This is a genomic window from Mesorhizobium sp. M0991, from assembly GCF_040318915.1.
Lineage (GTDB): Bacteria > Pseudomonadota > Alphaproteobacteria > Rhizobiales > Rhizobiaceae > Mesorhizobium.
On record NZ_JAMYNE010000006.1, the window covers coordinates 302283 to 312846 of the forward strand.

Below are 10564 nucleotides of genomic sequence, written 5' to 3' on the forward strand. Positions count from 1 at the left end.
CCCCTTTTTGGGTGCTGGCGAATTAAGCTTTAGATGGAATGGTCATCCGGCTCATGAAAAGTCGGAGAGCCCGCTGCGCGGCCAGGGCTGGCGGCTCGGACGGATGCCATTCCCGGAAATGACCATCGATCGCCATGCGTGCCAACCCGTAAACGAGTGCACGCGCGGCAAGCACAAGATGATCAAAGTCGGTGTCGGGAGCAAGCCGACCCTGTTGTTGCGCTTGCGTCAGCAAGTCGATCATCGTCCGCCGAATAGCCTCATTCTGATCACGAAGGCTGTCCGACCCTTCAAAATCAATCAGGGTTCGGGAACTGATGATCTGGAAATGCGTGGGGTTGGTAATTGCCCATTCCAGATAGCCTTGTCCGATTGCTTCGAAGGCCTCAATGGGATCTGCGCTGTCGATTTTCGACTGCGCCTTGGCAACAGCCTTTGTCAGCCGATCCATGGCCTGTTCGGCGACTGCGGTTAGCAGCGCTGTTTTCGATCGAAAATGCCGGAATGGTGCGCCGGGTGAAACGCCGGCACGTTTTGCGGCCTCGCGTACGGACACATGCTCGGCTCCCCGTTCCTCGATGATCTCCACGGTTGCCGTGATCAAGGCCTCGACGAGATTGCCGTGATGATATCGCTTGGCATCTCCGGCTTCGTCGGAATCAGTAGTCTTGGTCATCTCAGCCAAATAACACGAGAGCGGAATGTAATCACTGATTATTTCCCTTGTGTTCGAGCGCTGCATATGTAATCGATGTTTACATCGCAACGGAGGTTACCATGTTTCGCATCACCGCAACGACTGCCCTCGCTTTCTCCTTATTGTCGCTCGTATCTGCCGAGGCCGAGGATCGACCCACCCTGGAAGTCGTCTGGCCGACGGCAGGTTCAGTTGTCGAACTAGGCAATGCTCCTGAGAAGGCGATAGGCGTTGTCGTCAGGAGCAACTTCAGGCTGCTCCCTGCGGGTGAGTGCGGGGAAATCAAGCAATGCGGCCACGTGCATATGAAGATCGATCCCAACGGAGACACCTGCAACATCCCCGGCAAGCCGTACAACAGCATGAACAGCGACTTTGGCGGTGATCTTATCAAGGCCCGTTTCGGCCATTGCCCGGATGCCGCCGGCAGACACGTGATCGGCGTGCTTCTTGCCGATGATCATCACCGGCCCATTCTAGTAGACGGCAAACCTGTTACCGCTCTGGTGACGGTGACCACGAAATAGGGCATGCCACGAAATAGAGCATGGATGACACCTTCACCTACGAGGCGAAGATGTTTTCTGACACGGGCCTGCTGGGGGAAATTTGGGCCGGCGCTTCGCCGGCCGACAGTCACGACATCGTGTCGAGCTTGCGCTGCATGGCGGCGATCTGCTCCTTCAGCTCCTGAAGGTCGTCGGGTTTTTCCGATGTTTCCTTCCTGGCCGGTTCGGCCGGTGCTGATGCCGGCGCAGACCCCCCAGGCGGGAACGGCGTGAACAGCCGCATGGCGTTCTGGAACATCTCCATGTTGCGCCGCGTCTGCTCCTCCAGCACCTTGATTGGCGTCGCGATCTTCATCATGTCCATCGGCGACTTGCCGAGGGCATCTTTCATCTGCTCGCGAAAGCGTTCCTGCTCTTTCGAGAAGGCCAGCATCGACTGCTCGAGAAAGCTCGGCACGATCATCTGCATCTGATCGCCATAATAGGCGATGAGCTGACGCAGGAACGGGATCGGCAGCATGTTCTGCCCGTCCTTGTTCTCCAGCTCGAAGATGATCTGGGTCAGCACCGGATGCGTGATGTCGTCACCGGTCTTGGCGTCCTGGACAGTAAAGTCCTCGCCTTTTTTGACCATTTCAGCGAGATCCTCGAGCGTCACATAGGTGCTGGTGCCCGTATTGTAGAGACGGCGATTGGCATATTTCTTGATAACAATAGGTTCGTCTTTTGCGGCCATCTGCATCCTCCCCGGACACCGGGCAGCTTAAGTAAGCCGCCGGTAACGATTGCGCCTTTTTAAAGGATATGCGCAAAAGCGTCATGAATCCAAGCAGTTTGTGCAGTGCGAGAACATTTTATGCTGCGCAGCACGGATGGGCTGCCGTCGCCGCGACGCGCGGCCTGCTTGCGACGGAGCAACGCCCTACCCATTTCGGGTTTGACTCGGGTTGTGGAAAGGGCAAGAAAAGTCCCCGACGGCACCCGAAATCGTTCCCCGAAAGCCTGGAGAAGAACATGTCCGCTTCCAACGCCATCGTTGTCGCCAGCGCAGCGCGCACGCCTGTCGGCTCCTTCAACGGCGCCTTCGCCAACACGCCAGCCCATGAACTGGGTGCCGTCGCCGTCAGGGAAGCGCTGGTCCGTGCCGGCGTCGACGGCAAGGAGGTGGACGAGGTCATTCTCGGCCAGATCCTGACCGCGGCTCAAGGGCAGAACCCAGCGCGGCAGGCGGCTATGGCCGCCGGCGTACCCCAGGAGGCGACCTCCTGGGGCCTGAACCAGCTCTGCGGCTCCGGCTTGCGCGCCATCGCGCTCGGCATGCAACAGATCGCCCAGGGCGACGCGAGGATCATCGTTGCCGGCGGCCAGGAATCGATGTCGATGGCTCCGCATGCTCAGCATCTGCGCGGTGGCGTCAAGATGGGCGACTTCAAGCTGATCGACACCATGATCAAGGACGGCCTGACCGATGCCTTCTATGGCTATCATATGGGCAACACCGCGGAGAACGTCGCCCGCCAGTTCCAGATCACCCGCGACGACCAGGACCAGTTCGCACTGGCTTCCCAGAACAAGGCCGAGGCTGCACAGAAAGCCGGAAAATTCAAGGACGAGATCGTTGCCTTCACAGTCAAGGGCAGGAAGGGCGACACGATAGTCGACCAGGATGAATACATCCGCCACGGCGCGACAATCGACGCCATGACCAAGCTCAAGCCCGCCTTCGACAAGGAAGGCACGGTAACCGCTGCCAATGCCTCCGGCATCAACGACGGCGCCGCCGCCGTAGTGCTGATGACCGAAGCGGAAGCCGCAAGGCGCGGCATCACACCGCTGGTGCGTATCGTTTCCTGGGCGACCGCCGGCGTCGACCCGCAGATCATGGGGACGGGACCGATCCCCTCCTCGCGCAAGGCGCTGGCCAAGGCCGGCTGGTCGGTCGGCGACCTCGATTTGGTCGAAGCCAACGAGGCCTTCGCCGCGCAGGCCTGCGCCGTCAACAAGGACATGGGCTGGGACCCGGCCATCGTCAACGTCAATGGCGGCGCCATCGCCATCGGCCATCCGGTCGGCGCCTCGGGCGCCCGCATCTTCAACACGCTGGTCTACGAAATGCGCCGCAGAAGTGCCAAGAAAGGCCTTGCCACGCTATGCATCGGCGGCGGCATGGGTGTTGCTATGTGCGTTGAAGCATTGTGATGAGATAGGCGATACGAATAGGATCTGGCGCAAAGCGAGTAGGGAATAGAGGGCAAACCCCGCCGCTTCAACGCTCAGTCATCTGCATTTCCCGGGAGGACATATGACAAAGGTTGCAATCGTCACAGGCGGGTCGCGCGGCATCGGCGCGGCGATATCGGTCGCCTTGAAAAGCGCCGGCTATTCGGTCGCCGCAAACTACGCCGGCAATGAGGAAGCGGCGGCAAAGTTCAAGGCCGCGACCGGCATCCCGGTCTATAAATGGTCGGTCGCCGACTACGAGGCCTGCGCCGCCGGCATCAAACAGGTAGAGGCCGATCTCGGTCCCGTCTCGGTGCTGGTCAACAATGCCGGCATCACTCGCGACGCGATGTTCCACAAGATGACGCGAGAGCAATGGAAGGAGGTCCTCGACACCAACCTTTCCGGCGTCTTCAACATGACGCATCCGTTGTGGGGCGGCATGCGCGACCGCAAGTTCGGTCGCATCATCACCATCTCCTCGATCAACGGCCAGAAAGGCCAGGTCGGCCAGGTCAATTATTCGGCCTCGAAGGCCGGCGATATCGGCTTCACCAAGGCGTTGGCCCAGGAAGGCGCGCGCGCCGGCATCACCGTCAACGTCATTTGCCCCGGCTACATCGCCACCGAGATGGTCAAGGCGATGGACGAGAAGGTCCTCAACGAGCGCGTTATCCCGCAGATCCCGATCGGCCGTCTCGGCGAGCCGGAGGAGATCGCGCGCTGCGTCGTCTTCCTAGCTTCCGACGATGCCGGTTTCATCACCGGTTCGACCATATCAGCCAATGGCGGGCAGTACATCGCCTGACCGTTTATCTTTACGTTGAGATAGATACGCGCTGAATGAACGGGCCCCGCAAAACGGCCCGTTCCATAGCAGCTTTCTCCGCTGCAAGATCGCGGTGCCGCACACTGCCCGAAACTGGCATGCAAAGGTTAACGGCAACTGCGCAACCTGTGCACAACCCGTCCGACAGCCTGTCGATTCTCGGTGGAAAAGCTGTTCACAACACAACATGTTGCGGTGAACAAACCAAGAAACTTTGCCTATCGCTGATTCGTCGCCGATTCGTTCCGGCTTTGAGCGGAACGTTAACGGCGAGAGCTGAAAACACCCTCGAAATGATTAAAGCGCATTAGGAAACATCAATAATTTCATAATGTTGGGCGGAGCAGATTGGCTGGCCACGATCATTCACCGGCAAAGGTTAACCGCGGTGCTCGCTTGGATGCCGCTTGCATGAATCGGGCCAGTTTCCGTGATTCAGCATGTGGTGAGACTCGCCGGCAGAAAGCCCAGATGTAGCCGTGAACAAACCCTGAATCAGCGGGAGTCAGTGATTCGTAGCTGATTCGTTCGAGACTCGTTCCAATTGTTAATCGGGAACAGATTTTCTGGCTTCGAAGCAACCAATCGCCTGCCCTCGGCACATTCCGCTTTCGCTTCGCGCCCGAAATCCCTATGTGTCGCCTGTCATACGCGGCCAATATGGGCGCGCTCCCGACAATGCGAGGCAGAGAGCCTTATTTCCAGGCCGATGAACATCCATCCGAAACACACTGAACCGCTGATCCTGTCGGGTCGAGACGTGACGGCCGTGCTCGGCCCGACCAACACCGGCAAGACCCATCTCGCCATCGAACGCATGGTGGCGCATGAAAGCGGCGTCATCGGCCTGCCGCTCAGGCTGCTTGCCCGCGAGGTCTATACGCGCGTCTGCGAGAAGGTCGGCGCCCATAAGGTTGCGCTCATCACCGGCGAGGAAAAGATCCAGCCGGCGGGCGCGAAATACTCGGTCTGCACCGTGGAAGCGATGCCGCGCGAGACCGACGCCGCCTTCGTTGCCATCGACGAGGTCCAGCTCGCCGGCGATCTCGAACGCGGCCACATCTTCACCGATCGCATCCTACATCTGCGCGGCCGCCAGGAGACGCTGCTGCTGGGCGCGGCCACCATGCACGGCATCCTGCAGCGCCTGCTGCGGGGCGTGTCGGTGGTGACCCGGCCACGGCTATCGCACCTTGCCTATGCCGGCTCGAAGAAGCTGACCCGCCTGCCGCGGCGCACCGCGATCGTCGCCTTCTCGGCCGACGAGGTCTATGCCATCGCCGAGCTGATCCGCCGCCAGCAGGGCGGTGCCGCCGTCGTGCTCGGCGCACTCAGCCCGCGCACCCGCAACGCCCAGGTGGCGCTGTTCCAGTCGGGCGACGTCGACTACCTCGTCGCCACCGACGCCATCGGCATGGGCCTCAACCTCGACCTCGACCACGTCGCCTTCGCCCAGAACCGTAAATTCGACGGCTACCAGTACCGCAACCTGACGGCGGCCGAGCTCGGCCAGATTGCCGGCCGCGCCGGCCGGCACCTGCGCGACGGCACCTTCGGCGTCACCGGCCAGGTCGATCCGCTGGACGAGGAACTTGTCAAGAAGATCGAGGCGCATGATTTCGACCAGGTGAAAGTGCTGCAGTGGCGTACCGCGCATTTCGATTTCGCCAACCTTGATGCGCTGAAGCGCTCGATCGAGACCAACGCCCCGGTCGAAGGCCTGACGCGCGCACTGCCAGCAGTAGACGCGCAAGCGCTCGAGCATCTGTCGCGCGACGAGGATGTCCGGGCACTCACCACCGATGCCAGACGCGTGGCGCTGCTGTGGGAAGCCTGCGCGCTGCCCGACTACAGGAAGATCGCGCCGGCCCAGCACGCCGACTTGATCGCCTCCATCTACATGGACCTTGCCAGGCACGGCCATGTCGACGAGAACTACATGGCCGAGCAGGTGCGCCGTGCCGACACCACCGAAGGCGACATCGACACGCTGTCGCACAGGATTGCCCAGATCCGCACATGGACCTTCGTCTCCAACCGGCCCGGCTGGCTGGCCGATCGGGCACACTGGCAGGAAAAGACGCGCGAAATCGAAGACAGATTGTCGGATGCGCTGCATGAGCGGTTGACGAAACGTTTTGTAGACCGCAGGACTTCCGTCCTCATGCGGCGCCTTAGAGAAAACACGATGCCTGAAGCCGAAATCAGCCCAACCGGAACCGTCCTCGTCGAAGGCCATCACGTCGGCGAGTTGCAGGGTTTCCGCTTCACCGCCGACCAGAGCGCCGGCGGCGAGGATGCCAAGGCAGTGCGGGCGGCGGCGCAGAAGGCGCTTGCCGCCGAGTTCGAGGCGCGGGCCGAGCGCTTCGGCGCCTCTGCCAATGGCGACATTGCGCTGGGTTCGGATGGCACGCTGCGCTGGATCGGCGCCCCGATCGGCACGCTGGTTGCCGGCGAAGACGCTTTGAAGCCGCGTCTCGTTCTGCTCGCCGACGAGCAACTCACCGGCCCGGCCCGCGACAAGGTTGCGGCGCGCGCCGAGCGCTTCGTCAACTTCCAGATCGAATCCCTGCTGAAGCCGCTGGTCGATCTCAAGAATGCCGAGCAGATCACCGGCATCGGCCGCGGCATCGCCTTCCAGCTTGTCGAACATTTCGGCCTCATCAACCGTCGCGACATTGCCGACGAGATGAAGTCGCTCGACCAGGAAGGCCGCGCGGCGCTTCGCCGCCTCGGCGTGCGCTTCGGCGCCTACCATGTCTTCGTGCCGGCGCTGATCAAGCCGGCTCCGGCCGGGTTGATAACGCTGCTATGGGCGCTGAGAAACGACGGCAAGGACAAGCCCGGCTTCGGCGATGTCGTTCACGCACTGGCCTCCGGCCGCACCTCGGTGGTCATCGATCCGACCTTCGACAAGACCTTTTACAAGCTTGCCGGCTACCGCAATCTTGGCCGGCGTGCCGTACGCGTCGATATTCTCGAGCGGCTGGCCGACCTGATCCGGCCGGCGACCAACTGGAAGCCAGGCCTCGGGCCTCGCCCTGACGGCGCCTATGACGGTCAGTCCTTCATGGTGACGCCGCCGATGATGTCGATCCTCGGCGCCACCGCCGACGACATGGAAGAAATCCTGAAGGGGCTCGGCTATCGCGCCGATGCCAAACCGGCGGCCGAGGTCAAGGCGCGGCTCGAAGCACAGGACAATGCCGCGCGTAAAGCTGCCGCTGCAAAGCAGGCGGCGGAAGAGGCAACGCGAGCCGAGCAGGCGAGGATGGCGGAAGCATCTGCCGCGGTAGAGCCGCCGGCGGAGGCTTCGGAGCCTGGGTCGGACGCGACTCCTGTTGCGGAGGCTGCAGCCGAAGCCGCAACCGAAGCGGCGGCAGAGCCTGTCGCGGAAGACCAGCCGGAAGCTCCAGCCCCCGAAGCTGCGGCAGAAGGCACGCAAGAGGCCCAGCCCGCCGCCGAGGCGACTGCTGAAGCGCCTGCGGAATCAGCGGCTGAGCCAAGGGCGGAACTTGGGGCGGAAACTGAGGCTGCGGCACCGGCAGAGCCGCCGGTTTTCGAAACTACGGAAGCATCGCCGGCCGAACCTGCAGCAACGGCGGAAGCCGTCGCCGGCGAAGCTGCTCCAGAAGCCGAGGAGCCAAAACCCATCCTGTTGTGGCGGCAGGGTCGTTTCGACCAGCGCCCGCGTCATCGCCAGCATGACAACCGCCCCCGGGACAATCATCGGGACAGTCGCGCGCGCAATGGTCAAGCTGCGCCGGACGGCCGCAGCAATGCGCCGGTGGATGCCGGCGGGCAACCGACGCCGGGCGACCGGCCCGCCCGTCAGGGGCGGCACGACCAGCGCGACGGCGCCGGCAAGCCGCGCTTCGACCGCAGCAAGTTCAAGCCTAAACTGCAAGGCGAGGCTGGAGAGCAGCGCGCCGGCAAGCCGCAAGGCGAACGCCCCGACCGGCGCGAAAACCGGCCCGACTGGAAGGCTGGCCGGCAGGACGGCAAAGGCGGCGCCCAAGGCGCAAAGCCCGCCTTCCAGCCAAAGCCGCGTGAGGAACGCCCGGTCCGCTTCGATCCGGACTCGCCCTTCGCCAAGCTCGCCGCGTTGCGCGACCAGCTGAAGAAGTAAGCTGCTCGTCCGATGGTCACTGATGCCCGCCAGCGCATCGACAAGTGGCTGTTCTTCTCGCGCGCGGTAAAATCGCGTACGCTGGCAGCCAAGCTGGTCGTCGCCGGACGCGTCCGCATCAATCGCGACAAAGCAGCGCAGGCCTCCGATACGGTCCGGCCGGGCGACGTTTTGACCATCACGCTGGAGCGGCGGATTTTCGTCTGGAAGGTCCTTGGCACCGGCGTACGGCGCGGTCCGGCCGAAGAAGCCCGCCTGCTCTACGAGGATATGTCGCCGCCCCCGGTGCCCAAGGGCGAGGCGCTTCCCGATGCGGTGCCGCCGTTGCGCGAGGCCGGCAGCGGTCGCCCGACGAAGAAGGAACGCCGCCAGACCGACCACCTGCTCGGCGACGATTGAGCAAGCTCGAACTTCCGCTTTGCCGGCCCTCTGGAATTCCATTCCGGAAACCGCGGCACCGCTGAGTAAGGGCCGCCCTTGCCACCAGCGGACAAAGGCGTTACCTCACCAAAAAAGCCCAACAAAATGGGACGTCCCGGAGCCGACCAATGACCTATGTCGTGACCGACAATTGCATAAAATGCAAATACATGGACTGCATCGAGGTCTGTCCGGTCGACTGCTTCTACGAAGGTGAGAACATGCTCGTCATCCACCCGGACGAGTGCATCGATTGCGGCGTCTGCGAACCGGAATGCCCGGCCGACGCGATCAAGCCGGACACCGAGTCGGGTCTCGACAAATGGCTGCAGATCAACACCGAATATGCCGAGAAATGGCCCAACATCACCGCCAAGAAGGAGCCGCCGGCCGACGCTAAAAACTTCGATGGCGAAACTGGCAAATTCGAGAAATATTTCTCCCCGGAGCCCGGCGAAGGCGATTGACGAGCCTGCCGGCTGCGGCGGCCTGACGCCGCGTAACAGACGTGATACATTAACTGCCTTGACAGGCGGCGACGGCGCGTGGCCTTCGCGCGTGCAGCAAAACCTTGATTCTTCCGACTTTTTGTGTTACATCAGCCAAACATGCCGGTGACACAACGTCGATTTATGGCGCAAACGCCCCAAATCACTGAAAGGTGAATTTCTCAATCCGGACCAGAGCGATCTGGGGCAGGCGGTCGCAATGTTGCGATTTGCCGGTCCTGGCCTTTCCGGTGAGTTCATCGTTGTGTGGCTAAGGACCGGTCACCCCGGTCGCACGAGTTCGGGCCGGCACGATGCCGGTACCACAACAAGGAGTTCAGGGCGTAATGGCAACGATCACCCCGCAGAAGAAGTCCACCGCAGCGCGCCACGGTTTCAAGACCGGCGAGTACATCGTCTATCCGGCGCATGGTGTCGGCCAGATCGTCTCGATCGATGAGCAGGAAGTCGCGGGCCACAAGCTGGAGCTGTTCGTCATCGACTTCCAGAAGGATAAGATGCGCCTCAAGGTGCCGGTCGCCAAGGCGACCTCGATCGGCATGCGCAAGCTGTCGGAAGAGGATTATGTCGAGCGCGCGCTGAAGGTCGTGCAGGGCCGCGCCCGCGTCAAGCGCACCATGTGGTCGCGCCGCGCCCAGGAATATGATGCCAAGATCAACTCCGGCGATCTGATCTCGATCTCGGAAGTGGTGCGCGACCTTTACCGCGCCGATAACCAGCCGGAGCAGTCCTATTCCGAACGCCAGCTCTACGAGGCGGCGCTTGACCGCATGGCCCGCGAGATCGCGGCCGTCAACCGCATGTCGGAGACCGAAGCGGTACGCCTCATCGAGGTGAACCTCAACAAGGGCCCGAAGCGCGGCGCCAAGGCCGACAACGAGGAAGCCGAGCAGGAAGAAGCTGCCTGATTTTTCTCGCCTTCGAATTCAGAAAAACCCGGCCTCGCGCCGGGTTTTTTGTTTTGGCTGACTTTTTTGTTTTGGCTGACTGGCGAATGCATATCTAACCTTCGCCGCCGCCCTCCCTTTCCGCCTCGTGCTTCAGCGTGGCGATAAACCGCTTGGTCCGCTGGCGTTCCGGGTTGCTGAACAGCACCGCGGCCGGGCCTTGTTCGACGATGTTGCCGGCATCGAGGTAAGCGCTATTTTCGCTGCACGTTGACGCGGGCGCTTTCGACGGATGGCCTTCGAATCGGGAACGGTATCTGGTCTGATCAGGCTGCTGTTGCTTTGGCGAAGTTGAAGGGCAGCA

At 62.0% G+C, this 10564-nt stretch carries 9 protein-coding genes and 1 pseudogene; 7 read left to right on the forward strand and 3 right to left on the reverse strand.

Going from position 1 to position 10564, the window contains the following annotated elements:
* Nucleotides 1-22 precede the first annotated feature (22 nt).
* The gene (locus NKH70_RS12605; RefSeq protein WP_352909959.1) at nt 23-742 is read right to left on the reverse strand and encodes a TetR/AcrR family transcriptional regulator; all 720 of its coding nucleotides are present in this window, start codon (nt 740-742) and stop codon (nt 23-25) included.
* A 35-nt stretch (nt 743-777) separates the two neighbouring features.
* Between NKH70_RS12605 and NKH70_RS12610 the strand changes: the two genes are divergently transcribed.
* Entirely contained in the window at nt 778-1224 is a 447-nt protein-coding gene (locus tag NKH70_RS12610) for a hypothetical protein (protein WP_352677913.1), read from the forward strand.
* Nucleotides 1225-1333: 109 nt separating this feature from the next.
* Here NKH70_RS12610 and phaR read toward each other — a convergent pair whose 3' ends face one another.
* Nucleotides 1334-1942 carry a polyhydroxyalkanoate synthesis repressor PhaR gene (gene phaR, locus NKH70_RS12615; protein ID WP_352909958.1) on the reverse strand — a complete coding sequence of 203 codons (609 nt, stop codon included), beginning with the start codon at nt 1940-1942 and terminating at the stop codon, nt 1334-1336.
* 278 nt (nt 1943-2220) lie between these two features.
* On the opposite strand from phaR, the gene NKH70_RS12620 reads away from it, so the two are divergent.
* The 6 genes from NKH70_RS12620 (at nt 2221) to NKH70_RS12645 (ending at nt 10221) form a co-directional block, all read left to right on the forward strand.
* Nucleotides 2221-3405, forward strand: a complete 1185-nt coding sequence (locus tag NKH70_RS12620) for an acetyl-CoA C-acetyltransferase (protein ID WP_352909956.1) — start codon at nt 2221-2223, stop codon at nt 3403-3405.
* Between the two features lie 103 nt (nt 3406-3508).
* Nucleotides 3509-4234: an acetoacetyl-CoA reductase gene (gene phbB / locus NKH70_RS12625; RefSeq protein WP_352909953.1), complete on the forward strand. Its 726-nt coding sequence runs from the start codon at nt 3509-3511 to the stop codon at nt 4232-4234.
* Between the two features lie 730 nt (nt 4235-4964).
* Nucleotides 4965-8384: a helicase-related protein gene (locus NKH70_RS12630; protein ID WP_352909951.1), complete on the forward strand. Its 3420-nt coding sequence runs from the start codon at nt 4965-4967 to the stop codon at nt 8382-8384.
* 12 nt (nt 8385-8396) lie between these two features.
* Complete coding sequence (locus NKH70_RS12635) at nt 8397-8783, forward strand: RNA-binding S4 domain-containing protein (RefSeq protein WP_352564641.1); 387 nt, start codon at nt 8397-8399, stop codon at nt 8781-8783.
* A 149-nt stretch (nt 8784-8932) separates the two neighbouring features.
* Nucleotides 8933-9271 (forward strand): ferredoxin FdxA, encoded by a 339-nt coding sequence (gene fdxA / locus NKH70_RS12640; RefSeq protein ID WP_292664799.1) that lies wholly within the window; start codon nt 8933-8935, stop codon nt 9269-9271.
* A 368-nt stretch (nt 9272-9639) separates the two neighbouring features.
* A complete protein-coding gene (locus NKH70_RS12645; RefSeq protein WP_006327799.1) occupies nt 9640-10221 on the forward strand; it encodes a CarD family transcriptional regulator in 582 nt (193 codons plus the stop codon).
* Nucleotides 10222-10315: 94 nt separating this feature from the next.
* Here NKH70_RS12645 and NKH70_RS12650 read toward each other — a convergent pair.
* Nucleotides 10316-10564, reverse strand: a pseudogene (locus NKH70_RS12650) (hypothetical protein); the annotation flags it as partial.

What these genes read in the sequence shown, in the direction of transcription:
- NKH70_RS12605 (WP_352909959.1), bottom strand. Translation starts at nt 742, where the DNA reads ATGCAGCGCTCGAACACAAGGGAAATAATCAGTGATTACATTCCGCTC.
- NKH70_RS12610 (WP_352677913.1), top strand. Translation starts at nt 778, where the DNA reads ATGTTTCGCATCACCGCAACGACTGCCCTCGCTTTCTCCTTATTGTCG.
- fdxA (WP_292664799.1), top strand. Translation starts at nt 8,933, where the DNA reads ATGACCTATGTCGTGACCGACAATTGCATAAAATGCAAATACATGGAC.
- NKH70_RS12645 (WP_006327799.1), top strand. Translation starts at nt 9,640, where the DNA reads ATGGCAACGATCACCCCGCAGAAGAAGTCCACCGCAGCGCGCCACGGT.
- NKH70_RS12620 (WP_352909956.1), top strand. Translation starts at nt 2,221, where the DNA reads ATGTCCGCTTCCAACGCCATCGTTGTCGCCAGCGCAGCGCGCACGCCT.
- phaR (WP_352909958.1), bottom strand. Translation starts at nt 1,942, where the DNA reads ATGGCCGCAAAAGACGAACCTATTGTTATCAAGAAATATGCCAATCGC.
- phbB (WP_352909953.1), top strand. Translation starts at nt 3,509, where the DNA reads ATGACAAAGGTTGCAATCGTCACAGGCGGGTCGCGCGGCATCGGCGCG.
- NKH70_RS12635 (WP_352564641.1), top strand. Translation starts at nt 8,397, where the DNA reads ATGGTCACTGATGCCCGCCAGCGCATCGACAAGTGGCTGTTCTTCTCG.
- NKH70_RS12630 (WP_352909951.1), top strand. Translation starts at nt 4,965, where the DNA reads ATGAACATCCATCCGAAACACACTGAACCGCTGATCCTGTCGGGTCGA.